Source organism: Glutamicibacter sp., from assembly GCF_035257265.1.
In the GTDB taxonomy this organism is placed as follows: Bacteria; Actinomycetota; Actinomycetes; order Actinomycetales; family Micrococcaceae; genus Glutamicibacter.
On sequence record NZ_DATEXC010000058.1, the window covers coordinates 1 to 21,068 of the forward strand.

Annotated in this window: 14 protein-coding genes and 1 pseudogene; 3 read left to right on the plus strand and 12 right to left on the minus strand. The window is 55.9% G+C overall.

Features of this window, described 5'->3' with window-relative positions; all coding sequences use genetic code 11:
- The 12 genes and pseudogenes from VJ369_RS16375 to VJ369_RS16430 form a co-directional block, all read right to left on the minus strand.
- On the minus strand, positions 1 to 1,870 hold a 1,870-nt coding region (locus VJ369_RS16375; RefSeq protein WP_324093102.1), incomplete at its 3' end, for a site-specific DNA-methyltransferase.
- A gap of 18 nt (positions 1,871 to 1,888) precedes the next feature.
- Positions 1,889 to 2,566 carry a DUF4391 domain-containing protein gene (locus tag VJ369_RS16380; RefSeq protein ID WP_324093103.1) on the minus strand — a complete coding sequence of 226 codons (678 nt, stop codon included), beginning with the start codon at positions 2,564 to 2,566 and terminating at the stop codon, positions 1,889 to 1,891.
- Positions 2,559 to 5,879, minus strand: a complete 3,321-nt coding sequence (locus VJ369_RS16385; protein ID WP_324093104.1) for a helicase-related protein — start codon at positions 5,877 to 5,879, stop codon at positions 2,559 to 2,561. Before VJ369_RS16385 ends, VJ369_RS16380 begins: the two co-directional genes overlap by 8 nt.
- A gap of 195 nt (positions 5,880 to 6,074) precedes the next feature.
- Positions 6,075 to 6,838, minus strand: a pseudogene (locus tag VJ369_RS16390) (tRNA (adenosine(37)-N6)-threonylcarbamoyltransferase complex transferase subunit TsaD); the annotation flags it as partial.
- A 581-nt stretch (positions 6,839 to 7,419) separates the two neighbouring features.
- On the minus strand, positions 7,420 to 9,012 hold the full coding sequence (locus tag VJ369_RS16395; protein ID WP_324093105.1) for a glycoside hydrolase family 32 protein: 1,593 nt from the start codon (positions 9,010 to 9,012) through the stop codon (positions 7,420 to 7,422).
- A complete protein-coding gene (locus VJ369_RS16400) occupies positions 9,009 to 9,956 on the minus strand; it encodes an ABC transporter ATP-binding protein (protein ID WP_324093106.1) in 948 nt (315 codons plus the stop codon). The genes VJ369_RS16395 and VJ369_RS16400 overlap by 4 nt, the downstream gene beginning before the upstream one ends.
- On the minus strand, positions 9,953 to 10,870 hold the full coding sequence (locus VJ369_RS16405; protein WP_324093107.1) for an ABC transporter ATP-binding protein: 918 nt from the start codon (positions 10,868 to 10,870) through the stop codon (positions 9,953 to 9,955). The genes VJ369_RS16400 and VJ369_RS16405 overlap by 4 nt, the downstream gene beginning before the upstream one ends.
- Entirely contained in the window at positions 10,867 to 11,841 is a 975-nt protein-coding gene (locus VJ369_RS16410) for an ABC transporter permease (protein WP_324093108.1), read from the minus strand. Before VJ369_RS16410 ends, VJ369_RS16405 begins: the two co-directional genes overlap by 4 nt.
- A 5-nt stretch (positions 11,842 to 11,846) precedes the next feature.
- Positions 11,847 to 12,824 carry an ABC transporter permease gene (locus VJ369_RS16415; RefSeq protein ID WP_096256852.1) on the minus strand — a complete coding sequence of 326 codons (978 nt, stop codon included), beginning with the start codon at positions 12,822 to 12,824 and terminating at the stop codon, positions 11,847 to 11,849.
- A 72-nt stretch (positions 12,825 to 12,896) separates the two neighbouring features.
- The gene (locus VJ369_RS16420; protein WP_324093111.1) at positions 12,897 to 14,573 is read right to left on the minus strand and encodes an ABC transporter substrate-binding protein; all 1,677 of its coding nucleotides are present in this window, start codon (positions 14,571 to 14,573) and stop codon (positions 12,897 to 12,899) included.
- Between the two features lie 44 nt (positions 14,574 to 14,617).
- Positions 14,618 to 15,643: a LacI family DNA-binding transcriptional regulator gene (locus tag VJ369_RS16425; RefSeq protein ID WP_324093112.1), complete on the minus strand. Its 1,026-nt coding sequence runs from the start codon at positions 15,641 to 15,643 to the stop codon at positions 14,618 to 14,620.
- A gap of 397 nt (positions 15,644 to 16,040) precedes the next feature.
- Positions 16,041 to 17,069: a LacI family DNA-binding transcriptional regulator gene (locus VJ369_RS16430; protein ID WP_324093113.1), complete on the minus strand. Its 1,029-nt coding sequence runs from the start codon at positions 17,067 to 17,069 to the stop codon at positions 16,041 to 16,043.
- Between the two features lie 120 nt (positions 17,070 to 17,189).
- Here VJ369_RS16430 and VJ369_RS16435 point away from each other — a divergent pair, with 120 nt between their 5' ends.
- The 3 genes from VJ369_RS16435 to VJ369_RS16445 are packed head-to-tail and all read left to right on the plus strand — an operon-like array spanning position 17,190 to position 20,896.
- Positions 17,190 to 18,662 carry a glycoside hydrolase family 32 protein gene (locus VJ369_RS16435; RefSeq protein WP_324093114.1) on the plus strand — a complete coding sequence of 491 codons (1,473 nt, stop codon included), beginning with the start codon at positions 17,190 to 17,192 and terminating at the stop codon, positions 18,660 to 18,662.
- Entirely contained in the window at positions 18,659 to 19,564 is a 906-nt protein-coding gene (locus VJ369_RS16440; protein ID WP_324093115.1) for a carbohydrate kinase, read from the plus strand. The genes VJ369_RS16435 and VJ369_RS16440 overlap by 4 nt, the downstream gene beginning before the upstream one ends.
- 36 nt (positions 19,565 to 19,600) lie before the next feature.
- Entirely contained in the window at positions 19,601 to 20,896 is a 1,296-nt protein-coding gene (locus tag VJ369_RS16445) for an MFS transporter (RefSeq protein ID WP_324093116.1), read from the plus strand.
- Positions 20,897 to 21,068 lie beyond the last annotated feature (172 nt).

Sequence of the window (21,068 nt, forward strand, 5' to 3'; positions counted from 1 at the left end):
GAGAGAGAGAGAGAGAGAGAGAGAGAGAGAGAGAGAGAGAGAGAGAGAGAGAGAGTTTCTTCCCTCGTGAGCGGCAACACATTATGAGTGCTCCTTCTTCAACGTCGTAGATTTCGAAGCCATCACGTTCTTCGCGAGTGATCGGCAGTGATAGTTCCAGACCGGCATCGAGCATGGACTGGAAGAGGAGATCTTCGCCCGTTCGATCAGGTTTAATGCTAGATTCCAAAAGTTCGATGTCCAGTTGCTGAAGCACACCTGCCGAGCGCAGGGTGTCAGTTTTGGACGTGGTGTCGATACTGAGTGAACGGAAACCGGGATCCTGAAGGCCGGAGCTCTTGCCCGCAGCTGGCCTGCTCAGTTGTGTAGCGACACGGCGAAGACGTTCTCGCGCGACATCAGCGATCGTCGAGTACCCCTCCTGCTGAGCTGCGGCGTCAAGTTCTTCCGGCAGCTGGACAAGGATGAACCGTCGTGTGCCACCATCATCCGCGTTAAGATTCATGACTGCATGAGCGGTCGAACCTGAGCCACCGAAGAAGTCCATTACGAGTGCATCATTACTGTCCTGCGTGACCGCACGAATCCAAGTCGCAAGAACATCAACATCTTTCGGATAGTCGAAAAACTTACCGTCCAGCAGTCGGTTCAGTGCTTCACTTGCAGGAGCCCTCTCCTTGACAATAAGGGAACGAATCGCCTGGTCATCCTGCTCATCGAGATACATCTTGCGACGAGGCGACGTCATTTCATCCTTACCGAAGACAATCCGACCATCCGCCAGCAAATGATCCATGGTTTCGCGCGAATAGCGCCAGCCGTTTGGATGCATCGGAACTGGCTTGAATGATTCTGGATGCAGAATTTCATATTTCAGATTCTCGCGAGGATTTGGACTGGCGAGAGGCCCCCGCAAGTAGGCGCGACCGTTCGAATCAATCTCAGAATATGACTGAAGACCTTTCTCTGTGTCTGGAGATGTCTTCCACCACTCCCGCAGAAGTCTGGTCGCCAGCTCAGCGTCACCTTTAGCTCGTTCCCAACACTCTCGAACGGCTGAAACAACCAAAGAATAGCCCTTCTTTGGTTCTTTCCAGCGAGCATCTTTTCCAACCAGCGCTCCGCGATTACGGCCGAAAATCAACATGTAATCGATGCCTCCGGCAGAGAAGCGCGCATCATTTTTTGCACGCCCCTGCCACACGACGTTCGAGAGGAAGTTCTCTCCGCCGAACACCATGTCCATCAGGTTGCGGAGGTTGGCGAGTTCCTGGTCGCCGATCGCCACAATGATGACGCCGTCATCGGTCAGCAGGTTACGAGCAAGCTTGAGGCGCGAGTACATCATGCTCAGCCAGTCCGAATGGAACCGGCCGTTCGACTCCGAGTTCGACACTAGACGTTCTCCGGCCTCGGAGACCTGCTCGGACTTGGCGAGGTACTCAGCCGTGGACTCTGCGAAGTCATCCGCATACACGAAATCATTGCCTGTGTTATACGGCGGGTCTATGTAGATCAGCTTGACCTTGCCCAAGTACGACTCCTGTAACAGCTTTAAAGCGTCAAGATTGTCGCCCTCGATAAATAAGTTCTTCGTCGTTTCAAAGTTAACCGATTCCTCGCGCATAGGCCGCAACGTCTTGGCGATCGGAGCGTTTGCGGCGAAAGCTGCCGCACGTTTTCCCGGCCAATCTAACTGGTACCGTTCTTGCGGCCCCTCCACAATGTGATCGGAGACCTCCTGCCGCAGCAGGTCGAAGTCGACCGACGACTTGAGATTTCCTTCAATGTCTATATTTTCGGTGACAACATTCGGAAATAGCGCGGCGAGTGCCTCGATGTTGGCCGCGGTCATGTCACGCGATGTCATGCGGATCTTCTCCACCAGTTACCTCTGCTGTTCTCGAAGTGCTTGTTTAGTCTTGAGCAATCTGCGAATCTCAACCTTGCGGTTGAGCTGTTTCTCGGTGCGGAGTTTCCGCTCCAGCGCGCTGATCTCTCGGTCCAACTTTCGGACTGCTTCGAGTCGCTCAGCAACTTCCGACATTGTTTCCCTCGTCCGGATTTCCACCGGAGTGAGGGGTTCCAGCAAGGCCGTGTAGAGGACCTGTAAATTGATCGCATTTGGGAACGTAACTCGCTCTTGCTCCGTTGACAACCATCCTGTTGAATAATATCCGCTCAACTTGGTAGCTCCACCGTCAAGTAACTTATGAGCTGCAACCATACGAACAACCCCGTTACCACTGCCCACTTCTGCGGTGGGTCTAGTGACTTCAAAAATCAGCGGGCGCGGGATGGCGTTATCGATGGCGGTCAGAACGCTGTCGGAAAGTTCGCCATCCTTCGTGTCTATCCTGAAGACGTCTATCTCTGAGATACCGTCCATCGCCGGAATGTTAACGGTATCAACTGCAAGTTTGTGGCTCCAAACGACCCGTGAAACTTCAGAAACGAATTTTTCCTTTGTTCCTGCAGCTACAGTGCCCTGCGCGTAGAAGCGTTCTTTTGGAATGCGTGTGCCAACAGCCGCTGTCTCCGGCCAAGAGAAAAGTACATCAGCCATGTTTCTCTTCCTGATTGGGATCAACGACTGCGATGAAGGCAATCAGTTCGAAATCGTCTAGGCCAGCAATGGTGTTCTTGAGCGCTGTCGTCACGCCGGATGTGAAGAGGCTATCGATATCGTGTTCGTCATTGAGTTCGATCATGGAGCTGATCGCATCGGTGAGAAGCTGCGAATAGGCTCCCATGTCCATTCCTTCACCGGTAGCCGCATTAAACACGGCGACCGCGTCCGAAACTGGTGTGTTGAACGGACGGCAGCCGGCGCGCAACAGGTCGAGAAGGTGCTTTGCCTCCGTATGGTCGGAGATAACTTCACCCTGCTGATCGACATAAATCAAGTAGTAGGGGTGCAAGCGGTTACCGCGAGCGCCATCCTTGCCGCCAAGTTGTTCGGCATCGGTTTGGATGTTTCTCAATGCAAAGATGGCGCCTGGTTCCAAGCCTAATTCTGAGTTCGCAGGGATAACGGCATGTAGGCCCTTAGGCGTCCCGGCGAGGTTCCCGACCTGGCGGATGTACCCGAGCAGATCCATTCGAAAATCGTTGAGGCCCAAGTCAGTGATAGAGACTCCGGAACGTACATCTTCGAGTTCGATGACATCGTCTTGGAGCTTGCGTAGCTGTTCGCGCCGGTAGGACGCTTCAGCACTATTCGGTTCTAGGACGTTGTCGTCGCCGGTTCCGGCAAGGTTGGCAATCCTCATGCGGTTTTCGACGCGATCCTTAAGATTGATGTACTCGTCCAGACTGATATCCGGCCAGAAGTTGATGAGCTGGATGACATCATTTTTTGACCCAATTCGATCTACGCGTCCGAAGCGCTGAATGATACGTACCGGGTTCCAATGGATATCGTAGTTGATGACAGAGTCGCAGTCTTGGAGGTTTTGTCCTTCCGAGATAACGTCAGTGCCGATGAGAACGTCGATGTCTCCGGGCTGTCCACTCATGATCTGGTCGCGGTGTTTAGAGACAGGAGAGAACATTGCCATAATCTGGCCGAAGTCATATCCCGAGCCCAGAGTCGTCTTCGCACCGCTTTGTCCACCGGTGATCAGTCCCGTGTGCAGACCAGCGGCAGCCAATGCGGGTCCAAGCTGTCGATAGAGATAGCCGGCGGTGTCTGCGAAAGCCGAGAAAATCAGGATCTTCTTATTGCTTGGATTGATTGGATACATGGCCTTGTTGGCAATGATCTGCTTGAGCTTGATCAGTTTCAGGTCATGCTCGGGAGTGATAGCAGCCATGGCATTGATGAGTTCACGGAGTGTCTCTCGATCGTGCCATAGGTCGACTTTGTACCGTTCAATGTCGAGATCCGCTGAGTCGATCGGAAGGTCACCGATCATGAGCGCTTCAAGCCCTGAATTTTCGGAATCGTCAATGTCTAAATCGATCTCAGAATCAACGGCGTCACGATCATCGATTGGCATAGAGGTTGCAAGCTGCTGTAACCGATTAGCGACAGTTCCCTCAACTTTGGCCAGAGTAATACGAAACGCATCGACGCTGGATTCTAAGCGTTTCAGCAAGTTCACAGTCATCAGCTGCTTGATTCCCTGCTCGCGCCCGGCTTGGCCGGCACCTGCCTGGAAATTCTCCGTGTTCTTCGACGGATTCCCAATGTCCTCATACTTGGATCGGCGCGAGGGGAATACATAGCTCATGGGTGCGTAGACCCCGAGATTTAAGGTTTGAATCTGCTCGAAAATTTCGTTGAAACTTGGCGCAGTAGACAAATTCGTTAGCGGCTCACGAATAGCCTGCGGTGCGAGTCGCTTAGGAAAGGCCCCGATGGCGGTCATGTCATAGAAAGCCTCGATGTGCTTGCGTGAGCGCGCAATCGTCACGGCATCGAGAAGTTCAAAGAAATCGAAGTCAAGCATCGTCAGGATACGCTCCGTGGTGCGTTCTTCGGTTTCAAGCTTGGACCACGTATTAAAGACAGTCTGCGCGTCCTTGAATACTTTCTCCACGTTGGAAGAGAGATTCAAGCGAGTGCTGAGCTGTTCAGAGTCGCCCTCATAGGCCAGCTGGAGCTGGTTCTTTAGGTCATTGAAGCGATTGTTTACCGGGGTCGCCGAGAGCATGAGAACTTTAGTCTTCACGCCTTCTTGAATTACCTGACGCATGAGTCGCTGGTAGCGCGACTCTTTTTCTTCAGAGTAGTCCGCGTTGCGGAAGTTATGGGACTCGTCGATAATAACGAGATCGTAATTACCCCAGTTGATTCGGTCGAGTTGCAGGCCACCGATTGACTGTCCCCTGACCCGTGAAAGATCAGTATGTGCGAGTACGTCGTAATTGAACCGATCTTCATGGAAGAGGTTTGTCGTGTAGTTCGAGTTGTACGTTGTCCAGTTCTCAGCAAGCTTCTTCGGGCAAAGTACTAGTACCTTCTTGTTGCGTAGCTCGTAATATTTGATCACTGCGAGTGCGGTAAAGGTCTTTCCAAGGCCGACGCTGTCGGCGAGTATGCAACCGTTGTAGGTTTCGAGCTTGTTGATAATGCCGGTTGCTGCGTCTCGCTGAAAGTTGTAGAGACTCTGCCACACCTTGGTGTCCTCGTACCCAGTTCGATCGTTGGGCATCGTGTCCTCAGAGATGTCGTCCAAAAACTCGGCGAAGAGGTTATAGAGGATTAGGAAATAGATCCGGGCTGGCGAGTTCTCCGCGTATACAGCTGCGATATGATCATGCACCGCTTGAGTGACGTCGGTGAGATGATCAGGAGTGTTCCAGATCTGGTCAAAGGTGTCGAGGAACTGCTTAGTCTCGATTATTCCTTCGGTTTTCGTGACCATGCTCGTCATGGCGTTGCCTTGCTCGTAGCCGAGGTCGGCAGTGGTGAAACCCTGTGGCGCAAAGTAGGCTGCCTGTTCGCCAGCGATCACCATTGACTGCATCAGTCGATCGGTGGAGTTGGAACGGAAAGTGACCTTGTGGCGGACCCAGTCTGCGCATTCCTTGGCGATGGCACGCTGTGTGAGTTTATTGCGGAGTCGGATCTCGAAATCGGTGCCATAGAGGCTGGATTCTGCGTGCCCTACGGGAATGAAGAACTCTCGACGTTCCTTCCGAATCTTGTCACCGGTTTCGGCCGGCGTGAAGGAAGGAGAAGTAAAGATAAACTCCAGTTCCTCGACGTGTTCAAGTTCCTCCCGAAGCGCTTCGAACGCGAAAATTGAGAACGTCGAGGCTGCGATACGAACCTTCGATCCTTTTCGGAGTTCAGTTTTGAGGTCATCGCCGAGACGCTCGGTTGTATTACTGATTACGCGCACTTCCACCCCTAAGATAAGGCTTGCCATCTACGATCTGCTTGCCGTTTCGATTCTATCTAGCCAGCAAGAAATAGAGGCATCCTCGTAATCGACGAGATGCGAACGTGTCCCAATGTGATCAAGCAGTATTTGTTGCGGCGCTCTGATTATTCATTCCTTGTCATGTAGCCGGCGGCCACAAGATATCTAGCTTTGATCAGAAATTATGAGTTTTGAGCATTCTTAGCTCGTCAACACAATATTAGTCACCGGCTGAGAGGAGTCAGTGGCAAAATCCAGACCCGACTGTGCAATACCAGCAGCTACCAGCTGAGCGCCCAGCGCCGCGACCATTCCCCCGTTGTCCGTGCGCAGCGATAACGGCGGAACCACTAACGTGATGCCAGCCGAAGCACAGCGCGCGGCCAGCAGCGCGCGCAGACGCGTATTCGCCGCAATTCCCCACCCAACAGCAAAGTCTTTAGCCCATTCTCCTGCATAGCGCGCACCGCCTTGGACGTAATCACATCCACCACCGCTTCCTGGAAAGATGCGGAAATATCCGCCACCGCGATCGGCTCGGCCGCCGCTTCAAAATGCTCCACACAGCGAGCCACGGCGGTCTTCAAACCGGAGAACAAGAAGTTGTTCCTGTGCTTGCCCGGTTCTTCGGCGGAGCCCACAAACTTCGGCAACGACAGGCCTCGCGGGAAACGGAACGCCTTTTTGTCTCCGTCCTTGGCGATCTTGTCAATGGCCGGTACACCCGGATAGCCCAGACCCAGCAGGCGCGCGGTCTTGTCATAGGCTTCGCCAGCCGCGTCAGCGATGGTCGCACCGAGCAGCTGCACATCGTTAGTCAACGGCGTAACTTTGAGAATCTCGGTATGGCCACCGGAAACCAGCAGTGCGCCGAGGGTCGGTGGAAGGACGGTGCCTTCCAGTACTCCGACAGTCACCTGAGCTACCAAATGGTTGATGCCGTACCGCGGTTTGCCGGTAGTCAACTCTGGACTATTTTCGATTCCCCGTTCTCCACACCAGCTACTATCAAAATCGATGCTGCGCTTGCCGGCTGGGAAATCAGCGTTGTCCATAACGGAGAACCACTAGTTTCTGCAACAACCAAGGATTGAGGCTGGAGTGTGTAAGCGATCTTGGTGTATCTCAGGGGTTTATGACCCTGCAACCCGCTAATGTAATTCTGACTGGCTTCCCCGCGAAAGGCCGTCGACTCACCCATGGTGACGAATTCAGTTGCCGACTGCGGGGTAATGGTGAACTGTAAAATCCGGTAGTCACAGCGAAAAACTTGCCTCGATAATGATCAACTGGCCAAACAATGGCTGCTTCCTCTCGAACTATCCTGTTCAGAACTTCACCGGACTTAGTGGGACTTTGTTGAACCGCGACCTGATGCCAGCACTCATCATGGCTTACAAATTCCTCAGCGAAATCCTCAATTCCCCATCGCAAGTGATCGCAGGATCGGTCGGATTCTCCTCTTTGCACCTGAAAAAGTAGGGTTGGCCCGGGGAAGCAAGTTTCCCCGGGCCGCACTAGTCTCGACCGAGCCTGCGACTAGCTTCTATGCGAATGCCAGCTTGCGCACGGTGAGGTTCTTGTACGTTGCCGTCCCGCCCGAGACGAACAATTTGATCCCGGAATCCGAAGCCAGTGGGAATACCCGGTGCGAGTGGACGATCCTGCCATCCCCGTAGAACACCTCGACGCTGGAGCGGTCCACCAGGATGCGTACCTTGAGTCTTCCGCTTGGTACCTCTAATGGGCTCTTGGTTTCGCTCTTATCCCCGGGGTGGAAGCTTGGCTTGCGGTTCACGTAGGCGAACCCTCCAGCCAGATAGATTCCGGTAGCCACATGACGCGTGCCGGTTCTTGCCCGGCACAGCTCAAATCCCACGTTCTCCGGCGGGTTGGTCGGATCCCAGCTCAATTCGCATTCCAGCTCATAGGCGCTGCTTGAGAAATCCAAGACCCGCTCCCCGGATAACGCCGGGCTGCCTAAGCTTTTCGCCGGACCGGCCAGCTTGTCCAACTGCTTTACCGGCACCGAGGCGAGGTAGTAGCTTTCAGCACCGGCGATCATCCGCACCTCTCGCACAATCATGTCATCACCGTTGTAGCCATCTGTGGCCATGCTTGGGGCATTGTGTGGGTAATCCCAGAAGTTGTTCCACCCAATGACACGGCGCAGTTTGGGATTTTCACTCCCGTCGGCACGATGGTCCTGATAGGTCACCGCACCATAAAAGTCAAAGCCCCAGTCAAGCCATTGCGGATCATCTTCCTTGGTGGTGAAAGCCTTTCCATCAAAGTCGCCCACCCAGTATGCGTAGGTGGCAGGCAGATCATGTGGCTTGCCATTGGCGCTGGTGCCAAGCACCCATTGTTTGGTTCCGTCAGAAGCCTGGATCTGAAACAGGTCCGGGCATTCGAGGGTGCCCAAGGTGGTGCGCACAAATTCGCTAGTTCTTTTCCACTGCTTCAGATTCACCGAGGTATACAACCCGATGCGGTCCCCCTCAGCATTAAGCATGACCCATTTTGAACTTTGCTCATGCCAGATGATCTTCGGGTCTCGGAAGGCTTCCACGCCTGGGTTAGCCAGCACCGGCTTGGTTCCACCAGGTTTGAAGCTGCGTCCCTTATCGGTGGAGTACCAGAGGTACTGGGCTTGCACCCCGCCCGGTGCTTGGGTGACCAGAGCAATCAACGCGCCTTTTCCGTAGCCCGCGGTGTTCTTTTCGTCGATGACAATCGAGCCGGACCAGCAATCCCCGTTAGGGCTTTCATGCTTGCTGATGGCTACGCCGTGGTCGGTGAAGTTCACGTGGTCCGTGGTGGTCGCCAAACGCCAGCTTGTACCGCTACCACCGAGGATGTAGTCCTCGTTGTATAGGTAGTAGTACAGGTATTCACCGTCCAGATACACCGGACGCTGCGGGTCATTTTTCCAATTATCCGGAACGCTGAAGTGATAACTGGGACGGTAGCTCATCGCAGCAGAAGCCTTCTTCTCATTTTTTCCCCGTTTTGATGGGGTCGCAACGGCCGCCCCAGCGCCTAGCCCGGTCAGGGTCAAGGCAGTAGCCGAGGTCAGAGTGGCAACGACGCTTCGTCTGGACGGCCCGCCATGGGTCATGTCTTTATTTGCGCTCATGTCATTTCGCTTTCGTCCGCCAACACCCAGTGCTGGCTTGATTCATCGATAATGTGCTTTTGCAGGTTGGCGCTGGTGGACCAGCGCTGGATTTGTTCGCGTAGGGCCGCACGCTTTGGTGCGTCGAGGCTACTGTCTCGGTCAGGGTCTGGCACCGCACCCACGAGCAGCTGCGTATATGGATGGCTCGGGTTATCCAGCAGGTGCACGGATTCTCCTGATTCCACGATTCGCCCCTCGTTGAGCACAGCAATGCGGTCCGAGAGGTAACGGGCTGAAGCCAGATCGTGGGTGACGTACAAGATGGTGATCCCGTGCTCGTCACGCAGCTTGTGCAGCAGGTTCAACACACCAATGCGCACCGAGACGTCTAGCATTGAGGTCGGTTCGTCGGCCAGAATGATGCTCGGCTTGGCCGCCAGCACTCGGGCAATCGCGATACGTTGACGCTGTCCACCAGAGAGCTCATGCGGGAAGGAGGAGAGCACATCCGGGCTAAGACCCACGGTACTCACCAACTTTGCCATTTCACTGCGCTTTGACTTAATCTCTGGCTGGTGCAGAGCCAATGCGCGTTCTAAGATATGCTCCACCCGGAAGGTAGGGTTCAGCGAACCGAAGGGGTCTTGGAAGACCATCTGCACTTCGCTGCGGTACTTGCGCACCGCTGCCCCCTTCAGCCCCGCAATATCTTTTCCATTAACTAGAACCTCACCGGAATCCGGAGTTTCAAGCAGAGCAAGACAACGGGCCAGCGTTGACTTGCCGGATCCCGACTCCCCCACCAGAGCCACGATTTCCCCGCGTTGCATCTCCAAATCAATATCCCGCAAGGCAGGAATTTTCTTACGACTAAATAGCGCGGAGCTGGTAAACGATTTGCTCAGCGAACGGATTCGCACGGCCGGACCCACTGCGGTCCGCCGGGTAGCAGTTGAAGTCATAGCAGTTCTCCTTGCGACAGCACAGGCTGATCCGAGGGAGCCACCCAATGGCCCTCACCGGTGTCTTCCAGATCCTGGATGTTGATGAATTTGGTACCTTCGGCGAGCCCGGTGAGCTTAACCCGCGGGCCATGCAGAGGCGGGAAAGCTCCCAGCAGCGCTTGAGTATAGGGGTGCCGGGAACCATGGCGCAGCGTTGTTGCCGGAGCCAGCTCCACAATACGACCGCCGTACATGATGCCAATACGGTCAGAGAGTTCAAGCATCAATGACATGTCGTGGGTGATGAACAAAATCGCGAAGCCGAGTTCTTTTTGCAGTTCACGGATCTGTTCCAAGATCTCCTGCTGCACCACCACATCTAGCGCAGTAGTAGGTTCATCAAGGATCAACAGCCGCGGGTTCAAAGCACAGGCCATGGCAATGACAATGCGTTGGCGTTGGCCTCCGGAAAGCTGGTGTGGGTAAGCGCGCAACCGTACCGGATCAATGCGCACCATCTTAAGCAGTTCGTGGGCACGGTGCAGCGCGGCCGCCCGGGTGCCGCCACGATGGGTGCGGATCACGTCGATGAATTGCTCACCGATACGGGTGACCGGGTTCAGGGAGTTCATGGCCGACTGGAACACCATGGCCACGTTATTCCAACGCCAGGCACGCAACGCTGCCTCATCCATGCCCAGCACGTCCGTACCGTCAAAGAGGACTTTGCCGTTGCTGATCCGCGCAGGGTCCTTAAGCAGACGCATGATCGAGTTCGCGATCGTGGACTTGCCGCAGCCCGACTCGCCGGCCAGGCCAAAGATCTCACCGGAATGGATGGTGAAGCTGACCCTGTCCGCACCGCGGACCGCACGCTCGTCGCTGACGTATTCGACGGTCAGGTCCTGAACTTCCAATACCGGGACGCTCATTTTTCTTCCTTTCGCGCCACGGTAGTCGCCGCGGTGCTCTTCGTTGCATGCTTAGGCCGGCGCAGGCGCGGGTTGGTAATCTCATCTACCGCGTAGTTGCACAACGCCAAGGCGAAGGCCACCAACGCAATAGCCAGACCCGATGGAACAAAAATCCACCACTGGCCAAGCATCAGCGAACCATCGCTGGTAGCCCAGAACAGGTTGGTGCCCCAGGAGAGCGTGTTGACGTCTCCCAGACCCAAGAATTCGAGTCCTGCCTGGGCACCAATGGAACCGATGATGCAGCCCAGCAGGGTGGTCATGACCACCGAGGCCATATTCGGCAAGATTTCGCGCACCATAATGCGCAGTGGACGTTCACCGGAGACCTGAGCGGCCGCCACATAATCCTTGCCCCGAATGGACATGGCTTGAGAACGCATGACGCGGGCGCTACCGGCCCAACCGGTAATCACCAGCACCACGATGACCGTGCCAAGGCCCGGAGGCATGAATGCTGCCAGGATGACCAACAAAGGCAGACCCGGAACCAGCAGGAACACGTTGGTCACCAGCGAGAGCGCCTCGTCCAGGCCACGGCCGAAGTAGGCACCGCTCAAACCGATCAGCACGCCGATCACGGTGGACAAGATTCCGGCGGCAAAGCCGACAAATAGCGAGGAGCGCGCGCCCCACAAGGTCAAGCCGAGGACGTCTTGGCCCTTAGTGGTGGTGCCCAGCCAGTGTTCCAGGCTGGGAGCTGCGGCACCGGCAGAGGTGATGCGCGCCGGATCTCCCGGGAAGAACACCGGGGCCAGCAGCGCCAGCGCAATGAACACTACAATGATGCTCAGCCCGGCCACCGCCTTGCCGTTGCGCAGCAAGGTACGCAGCAGGCGTGTGGCACCCAGTCGAGCGCGGGCCGTGGCGCTTTCCGTCGACGGGTCCTCGGGAGTCAAGGTCAGGGAATCTGTGGTTATCTGGCTCATGAGGTTCAGCCCTTCCGCACACGAGGGTCAAGTCGGACGTAGACCAGGTCTACAAGGAAGTTCGCGATCAGCACCGCGGCGGTAATGGTCAGGAACATGCCCTGCATCAATGGGTAGTCAAGGCCTTGGACTGCAGCGAGCAGCTGGTAGCCAACGCCCGGGTAAGCGAACACTACTTCGGTGAGCAAGGCTCCACCGACGATAAACCCGATGCTCATGCCCATGCTTGTCACTGAGGGCAGCATGGCATTGCGTGCCGCATAGTTCAGCATGATGCGGTGCGGGCGCAGGCCCTTGGCCTCGGCCATCAGGATGTAATCCTCGGAGTTGGTTGCAATCATGGTGTTGCGCATGCCCAGCATCCAGCCGCCCAAGGACACCAGCACAATGGTGAGTGCCGGCAGGAACAGGTGAGCTGCCACATCCAAAATGAATTCAAGGTTGAATCCGGGGACCAGACCCACGGAGAAGGCGTGGCGCATCGGGGCGACACCCATATTGATACCAAAGATGTACAGCGCACCCATGGCGAGCCAGAAATACGGGAAGGAACCGATGAATACCAGCAGTGGCGGAGCCACCGAGTCCAGGAAACCGCCACGGCGCCAGGCCGCCAGGATACCCAGCAAGTTGCCGAGGATCACCGCGATCACCAATGAGGTGATACCGAGCAGCAGGGTCCAGGGCAGTTGAGAGGCGATTACTTCGGAGACTGGCGTGGGGAAACGGGAAATCGACATTCCGAAATCGCCGGTGAGAATGCGGCCAAGGTAGCTGAAGTATTCGGGGATCAGCGGGCCGCCGTCTACGCCCATCATGGTGCGTAGCGCGTCGACCTGCTGTGGTTCGAGGCGTTGCTGCGAGCGGGAAAGCATGCGGGTGACCGGGTCACCGGGCATCAGTCGCGGCAACAGAAAGTTTAGGGTGATGGACGCCCAGAAGGCTAGCAGGTAAAAGCCCAGACGCCGGAAGAGGAAGCTCATAATATGTGTCCTTCACGAAAGATCGCGACGTGGTGGGCAGCTAGAGGCCGCCCACCACGTGGGAGCTTGATGCTATTTCGCGGGTTCTAGGTTGGTGAGCACCAGCACGGTGGTCGGTGCGCGGTTGCTCAGAGTCGCGTAAGGGTTTTCCTCGGTGGGCCAACCAACAAAGTTCTCGGTGGTGTAGGCACCCCACTCCGGGCCAGGGAACAACGGCACAACCGGAGCTAGTTCGCTATACAGCGACTGCAAGTCATTGATGACCTGCTTCTGCTCGCCTTCATCACCGGTAGCAACAAACTTGTTCAGCAGGTCATCAGCTTTTTTGTCGCTGAAGCGGTGGTAGTTGTCAAAGGTCTGCTTGCCAACCGGCTTGACGTTTTCGCTTCCCATCAGGTTCAGGTAGTACTGGTACGGGGTCGGAGCGTTAGCGGTCCAGACGATGCCGGTATCAAATTCACCGGTCTCATAGGCTGCGGTCACCGCGGCCCAGTCAGGGGAATCAACGGTGGCCTTGATGCCCACGTCCTGAAGGTTCTGCGCGATAATGTTTGCTACCGACAGCCAGTCAGTGGAGCTTGAACCCACGGAGATGTCGAAGGTGAATGGTTTACCGTCTGGTGTGGTGCGCTGTCCTTGGGCGTTTTCCTTGTAGCCAGCTTCATCCAGCAACTTCTTGGCGCCTTCAAGATCGCGCTTAGTCCAGTCGCACTTCTCTACGACGGAGGCATCACGCCACTGGTCGTAGTTGCCCGACAGTCCGGTGCAGTCGGCCGGAACGGTGTAGTCGCTCATACCAACTTTGACCACTTGTTCACGGTCCACGGCCATGCTTAGTGCTTTGCGCACCCGCACGTCGGAGAATTCTTCCTTGGTGGTGTTTAGCTGCCAGTTGATCTCGGAGCCTGTGGTTGGGAACCAGTAGTGGCGGTGTTCTGGATCTTTATCCACATAGGTGGTCTGGATGTCTGGCATGTAGGTCTGGGTCCAGTCGACATCGCCGGAGATGGCGGCCAAGTTGGCACCGTCGTTGCCGGCGAAGGCGAGCATTCGGATGCCGCCAAGCTTCTGCTTCTCGGGCTGCCAGTAGTTCGGGTTCTTTTGCAGCTCGAAGGACTGGGCCTGGAAGTTGGCGATCTCGGTGTACGGGCCGGTGCCGACCGGGGTCGGGTTCTCTTCGTTGCCTGGCTTGTCGAACTTAGACCAGATGTGCGCAGGCACGATGACCTGCTGCCCCAATTCGTACAGTGCCGGAGCGAAGGACTTCTTGAAGGTGAACTCCACGGTGGTCTTATCCGGGGTCTTGATGGACTTCAGGTAGTCATAGCCGCCGAGCAGTTCCTTCTGCAGCTCCACCGAAAGCTTCACGTCCTTGGAGGTCAGCTCGGTGCCGTCGGAGAACTTGACTCCTGGGCGCAGATTGAAGGTCAGCGACTTGCCGTCGGTGCCCGCTTCCCAGTCGGTGGCCAGCCAAGGCACCGTGTCGCCGCCGGCAGGGTTGTAAACCAGCATGGACTCGTAGATGGACTGGCCGGTCATTGGCGCGGCGTTGGGCGAGAACGGGTTGAAGTTCTTGGAGAAGGTACCCATGTCTTCACGCGGGATGGTGAGGAACGCTGAGCTGGTTGTTGCTCCGTCAGCTTCGGTTCCGCCTGGGTTTGATGCGACGCATCCGGTCAGCGCGAATGCGCCGACCGCTGCGGTCGCAGCCACGGCAAGGTGCGCGCGGCGTAAGTATTTGACTATCATGGAAGTTCCTCATCCATTCATGTGATGTGTAGCGGAGGGGAAGCTCATCTTTGGCCGTGCATGGCCACAGATGAACGAATGCGTGGAGGGCAGCCGATGGTAATTTGGCGATTCTCAATCGGTGAGCCCTCTACCATTTGATTCAGTAATGACACCCCTGCCATACCCATTTCTTCAAAGGGCAAGGCGATGGTTGTCAGTTTTGGTCGCATATGTGGTGCCAGAATCTCTTGATCATCAAAACCGACGATTGAGATGTCTTCCCCCACTCGCAAACCGAGTTCCTTGATTGCGTCATAGGATCCCATGGCGATCCGGTCATTACCGCAAAAAATTGCGGTTGGCGGATCTGGTTGAGCCAGTAACTCTTGAGTTCCGTGGTATCCGCTATCGGCGGTACCGTCACCGGCAACAATCTTTGACTCTTCTTGGCTAAGTCCGTGATCACGCAGAGCCTGCTTCATACCGGTTTGGCGCCCGATCTGAGCAGGGATTCCTTGGGCAACAGTGATATGGCCAATGTTGGTGTGTCCGGCCCGTGCGAGGATCTCGGCGGCGGCGTAACCACCTGCGACTTCGTCCGGGACGATTGATGGAAATTCTCCCTCGGCGTCGAAGCAGTTGACCAAAACGCAGGGAACCGATTTTGCATTCTCCGGCACGATGATTTCTCGGTGCCAGGTGGTTGCAATGATCAGCCCGCCTACTTGTTGCTCAAGGAGCTTCTCCACCGCGAGCATTTCCATGCCAGGGTCGTCATCGCTGGGTGCGATGAGCAGAAAGTTTCCATCTTTCCATGCCGAGCGTTGCGCTCCCTTGATCACGTCGGTAGCAAAGGGTGATGTAGCAATCTCGGTCACCAGACCGAACCAGGCGCTGCGTTTGCTAGCCAGAGTTCGTGCGGCCGCATTGGGGCGGTAGCCCAGCATGCGCGCCGTCTGGTTGATTCTCTCTCTCGTGGCTTCGGGGATATTTGCTTCCATCCGGCCATTGAGCACAAATGAGACAGTTGTTCGGCTTACGCCGGCTGCCTTGGCGACATCGGCCATGGTCACGGATTGCTGCGTCATTTCCCCTCCTCCCCCTTGAGATCAAAGCGAAACTGGCCGTATTGCAGATTTGCTAACACGATTCAGTAACGCGCGTTACTACGTTGAGAAATAAGGTAACGCACATCACTTGCGGGTGTCAAGCAGTCGATTCTTTTTTGCGCATAAATGCAGATCTCTGCGAAGATCGCGCGTTTTAGACAGAGCCGATCTCTCCCGCAACAAAGACATTTTGGCGCACGGAACTACCCAGAAACTATTTTGGGCATCCAGGAACGCCATGATCAGGCCAGGTGAAGCGGCTAGTCGATTCGACTCTCGGCAAAGAAGCTTCATGAGTCACGCTGGGAGACTGCGGCATCTTGCCTGCAGTTGAAGCCCCAATAATCTTTAGCCCCCAGCCTTGGTCAGTCTTGGTTCAACGGGCCTTCATTGAATCGCGCTCAATCAGCGGCATCTCCACTTGATGTTCAACAGGATCCAGCTTTCCATCCAGAAGTAGCTCAACGGCGAGCGCTCCCATTTCTTCATAAGGAAGTCTGATCGATGTCAGCTGAGGACGCAGATAGCTAGCGATAATCTCATCGTCAAAGGAAAGTACCGAAAGATCCTTACCGGGAACTAGTCCTTGTTCGGCCAATGCTTGGAAGGCTCCCATGGCCACGCGGTCATTCGCGCAGATGACCGCATCAGGCTTGTGCCCATCGGTGAGCATTTGAGCGGTCGCCGCATAGCCGTCGGTAGGATTCCAGTCTTCGAGAACCCATTCGCCGAGTACTTCAAGTTTCGATTCTTGCAAGGCGTTGCGCAGCGAAGTGAAGCGGCGGGTGATACTTGGATAGCTCGTCGGGTCATTCTCAGCATTTTGATGCGCCCCGATCAGCGCGACACTTTTAGCACCGGTTTCCAGAACTCGGCGCACCGCACTGGCACCAGAATCCAGCTCATTAGGCAGCACCGCGGTGCAGGGGCTGTCATCAAGCCCATTGACCAAGATGGTGGGCAGACCCGTGTCTGGGATTTTTAAGTCATGTTTCCGTGAATCCATAAATCCTAGGATGAGACCATCAACGTCCCGATGAGCCATCTGCTGGATGGCTTCAGCTAGCTGATCACGTTTCCCGAAGGTCTCTGCAATCAGCACCGTATGGCCGCGCTCCTCGGCCGCGCGAAGAATGCCGGTGATCATGCCGGAAGCAAAACGTGTGACCGTGACCTGATCAGAAATCAGCCCCAGGGTTCGCGTCTTGCCACTGCGCAATGACTGAGCGGCAGCATTTGGACGGTAGCCCAGTTCCTTGGCTGCCGCGCGGACCCTTTCGGTGGCCTCTACGGAAAGCCTGGTCCCAGGCTTATTGTTCAGGATCAAACTGACTGCGGCCTTTGACATCCCTGAAGCTTCAGAGACGTCAGCTATTGTTACCCGCTTGGCTTTTTGCGTATTCACGTGTCCTTCTTGCGACTGGTACCTGCAATTATTCGAGCCTAGCCTATTGCAGGGTGGCCCTGTCGCTGTTAGAGTCTTATGCTAAATCCATTTAGCAGATCTTGATTAAGGATGGCGGCGTTGCCCGAACTACAACAAGTCGCGGTCATGCGACCAGAGCTTCACTTCTCCCCCAAGAAAAACTGGATCAATGATCCCAACGGTTTGTTCTTTGATGGCGAGCAATACCACCTGTACTTCCAGCACAACCCCCACGGAGTTGGCCACGGCTACATGTCCTGGGGACACGCGGTCAGCACCGACCTGGTGAACTGGACCGAACTTCCCATCGCCATCCTGCACGGGGATGCCGCAGACATCTTCTCCGGCTCCATCGTTGTGGACCAGGAGAACACCAGCGGCCTCGGAGACGGAAGCACCGCGCCGATCATCGCGCTGTACACCGCGGCAGCCAAGGATGACAGCAACCAGTCCCAAGCACTGGCCTATTCGCTGGACGGAGGCGCAACCTTCACCAAGTACGCACAAAACCCGGTATTGGACCGTGGTTCCAAGAACTTCCGTGATCCCAAGGTCTTCCGCTACGAATCCGCGCAGGGCTCGTGCTGGGTCATGGTGGCAGTAGAAGCCATCGAACGCCGCGTGCTGATCTATCGTTCGGAAAACCTTATCGACTGGACCGAGGCTTCTAGCTTTGGCCCGCAAGCTGCCACCGCCGGCATCTGGGAATGCCCGGACCTCATCCAACTGCCGGTCGCCGGAAGCGATCAGCTCAAGTGGGTCCTGCTCGTTTCGCTGAATCCCGGCGGCGTGGCAGGCGGCTCCGGCACCCAATACTTCGTGGGAGAATTTGACGGTTTCACATTCACCCCCGACAAGCACCAGGAAGCTAATGATTCACTGGCCTTCGAGCAGCTAAGCCAGGGCAGCTGGCTGGACTGGGGCCGCGACTTCTACGCCGGCGTCAGCTTCCACGGTCTAGAGGTTCACCAGCAAACCATCATCGCTTGGATGAGCAACTGGGACTACGCCCGCGATCTGCCCCACGACGGCTGGCGCGGTTCCATGAGCGCAGCTCGCACCCTGGACTTGGTGCAGCTTGGCGACGGCGGTTTTGAAATTCGTCAACGCCTGAGCGGCTTGCCCGAGTCCCCTGTACCAACCAGCGCGGTGCTGACCGGCGAGACGCGCGTTGAGCTTGGCGCCCCGGCTCTTGTGGAACTGAGCCTCCCCGGTGACTTCACCGGACAGGCACGGTTGCTCCTGCACCGCGCAGATCACAGCGTGATGAGCGAGGTGAGCGTTGAGCCAACTCTGATTCAGCACCACCGCGGCGCAGGCAAGGTTGCCCATGAGCTCTACGCTTCCAGCCAACGCATGCCGTTACCGGAGGATTCCACCGAGCTAGTCATCCAGGTTCTTCTGGATCATGGTTCCATTGAAATCCTAGGCGCGGATGGCCGCCGCTCACTGACCGATCAACTCACCGGCGAAGCTGTGCCAGCCTATGGGGTGCTCCAGTACTCCGGCAGTACGAGCGCAGTTGTTGGTGTCCTGCCATTGAGTGAAAAGAGCTTGGAGCGCAGCGCATGAGCAGTATTACCGTCATGGGAGAATCTTTAGTAGACGTAGTCTCAGGTTTGGCCCACCCCGGTGGTTCACCACTGAACGTTGCCGTCGGACTCGCGCGCCTAGGACATGTTGTGCAATTCCATACCGAATTTGGTCAAGATGCTCATGGGCAACAAATTGCCGAGCATCTGTTGCAAGCAGGTGTGAAGGTAGCTTCCGGCTCGGTCACCGAGCGGGCCACCTCGGTGGCTCAGGTTCACGTTGATGAGCACTTAAACGCCCATTACACCTTTGATATCCACCAGCAGATTCCACCAGTGGCAGCAGACGCAGTCACCGAACTTTTGCATACCGGCTCCATTGCCGCGTGGATTGAGCCCTCGGGACAGTGCATCGTTGATGCCTTCACTCATGCTGCAACTGGTTCACTGCGCAGTTACGACCCAAATCTTCGTCCAGATCTGGTGGAAGACCGCGAAGCAGCCATCGAACGAATCGAATTGCTGATGAGACTGAGTCATATCGTTAAGCTCAGCGATGTAGATGCTCAGTGGCTCTACCCTGAGCTGGACCTGTGGGACGTACTGGCGCATGTGTCCAGCCTCGGGCCAGCTTTTGCGGTGATGACCCAAGGAGGTGACGGCTGCCTAGCTGTTGCCCACGGAAATCAATATGACATCCCGGCCATGCCGACTGAGCTCAAAGACACCATCGGTGCCGGTGACGCGTTCATGTCAGGACTGCTTTACGGTGTGCTCTCACTACCCGAACTAGCGCAAGCGCTACGCACCGGAACCGCCTGCGAACCAGCTGATATCAGGCAAGCGCTGCACCACGCGTTAACTTCGGCAGCACTAACCGTGGCACAGGCCGGTGCAAATCCGCCGTGGTTCAACGATTTCTCCCGCGCCTTAGCTCACTAAGAACTTTCCAACGATGACAAAGAAACCAGGGCAAAGATGACTGGACTAAGCACAACACTTAGAAACCCTACGTACCTTCACAGTTCCTTCTCGATGCTGCTGTTCTTCGCATCATGGGGAATCTGGTGGTCATTCTTCCAAATTTGGCTCACCAGCGAATCCAACGGTTTGGGGCTCAACGGCGCACAGGTCGGTACCGTCTATTCGGTGAACTCGCTCGTGACGCTGTTCTTGATGTTCGGCTACGGCGCTCTACAAGACCGGCTGGGTCTGCGAAAGCATCTTGCGGTTGTGATTGCCGCGGTAACAGCGCTCACCGGACCATTCTGCATGTGGGTCTACCAGCCGCTACTGCAGTCCCATTTCATGATGGGTGTTATTGCCGGCGCAGTCGTATTCTCCGTTGGATTCCTTGCAGGCGTAGGCCTCTTTGAAGCGCTCACCGAACGTTACAGCCGCCGCTTTAACTTCGAATACGGACAAGCGCGCATGTGGGGATCATTCGGTTACGCCATCGTGGCACTGGCTGCAGGCTTCCTGTTTACCATCAACCCGATGCTGAACTTCTGGATCGGCTCGGTACTCGGAGTAATCCACCTGCTGCTGTTGTTGCTTTGGCGCTTCGAAGCCAAACCAGTAGCTCCTCTCCCAAGCAGCGGAAAACTCTCTCCAGCATCTACACCGGGCTTCCGTGAAATGCTGGGCCTTTTCCGTTTACCAAGCCTGTGGCTCATCATCGTATTCGTGATGCTGTCCTGGACGTTCTACACGGTCTTTGACCAGCAAATGTTCCCCGACTTCTACACCGGACTCTTTGAAGACCAAGAAACCGGTCAGCAGGTATATGGCATCCTCAACTCGGTGCAGGTCTTCGTTGAAGCCGCCATGCTGGGACTCGTACCTCTGCTAATGCGCCGTGTGGGCGTGCGTTCGGCACTGCTCTTGGGTGTCGCCATCATGTTCGTTCGCATCTTGGGCTGCGCGCTCGTTGATGATCCGTTGCTCGTCTCGGCTATTAAGATGCTGCACGCCATCGAAACGCCATTGTTCATTCTTCCGGTGTTCCGTTACTTCACCCTGCACTTCAACCCGGCGTTGTCTGCAACCTTGTACATGGTGGGGTTCCAAGTATCCTCGCAGATTGGTAACGTCTTGCTCTCCACACCGTTGGGCATGCTCCATGACCAGGTGGGCTACCGCCAAACCTTCATCACCATCTCGGTGGTAGTGCTGCTTGCTGGAGTCTATGGATTCTTTGCGCTGAAAAAGGACGATCAGCAAGTCATGGGTGACCCATTCATTCGTCACTCAAAAACTGCTGTTGACGCCTAAGTGAGAGTTCGTTCAAGCGGGGCGGGTTGCTATAGAGACTTACAGCAGCTCGCCCCCGCTACGTTAATACGTTGTCAACCGTTTGCCAGAATCTCGCTCGTGTTAAAACATCAACATCGTTCATTCATGATGCCGCGCCCGGGCACCGTCGTTTTGACTGGCCTGTCTGCTA

Excerpts from the sequence above, each read along its gene's own strand:
- VJ369_RS16415 (WP_096256852.1), bottom strand. The coding sequence starts at position 12,824 with ATGAGCTTCCTCTTCCGGCGTCTGGGCTTTTACCTGCTAGCCTTCTGG.
- VJ369_RS16425 (WP_324093112.1), bottom strand. The coding sequence starts at position 15,643 with ATGACGCAGCAATCCGTGACCATGGCCGATGTCGCCAAGGCAGCCGGC.
- VJ369_RS16380 (WP_324093103.1), bottom strand. The coding sequence starts at position 2,566 with ATGGCTGATGTACTTTTCTCTTGGCCGGAGACAGCGGCTGTTGGCACA.
- VJ369_RS16385 (WP_324093104.1), bottom strand. The coding sequence starts at position 5,879 with ATGGCAAGCCTTATCTTAGGGGTGGAAGTGCGCGTAATCAGTAATACA.
- VJ369_RS16445 (WP_324093116.1), top strand. The coding sequence starts at position 19,601 with ATGACTGGACTAAGCACAACACTTAGAAACCCTACGTACCTTCACAGT.
- VJ369_RS16395 (WP_324093105.1), bottom strand. The coding sequence starts at position 9,012 with ATGAGCGCAAATAAAGACATGACCCATGGCGGGCCGTCCAGACGAAGC.
- VJ369_RS16410 (WP_324093108.1), bottom strand. The coding sequence starts at position 11,841 with ATGAGCCAGATAACCACAGATTCCCTGACCTTGACTCCCGAGGACCCG.
- VJ369_RS16420 (WP_324093111.1), bottom strand. The coding sequence starts at position 14,573 with ATGATAGTCAAATACTTACGCCGCGCGCACCTTGCCGTGGCTGCGACC.
- VJ369_RS16440 (WP_324093115.1), top strand. The coding sequence starts at position 18,659 with ATGAGCAGTATTACCGTCATGGGAGAATCTTTAGTAGACGTAGTCTCA.
- VJ369_RS16405 (WP_324093107.1), bottom strand. The coding sequence starts at position 10,870 with ATGAGCGTCCCGGTATTGGAAGTTCAGGACCTGACCGTCGAATACGTC.
- VJ369_RS16400 (WP_324093106.1), bottom strand. The coding sequence starts at position 9,956 with ATGACTTCAACTGCTACCCGGCGGACCGCAGTGGGTCCGGCCGTGCGA.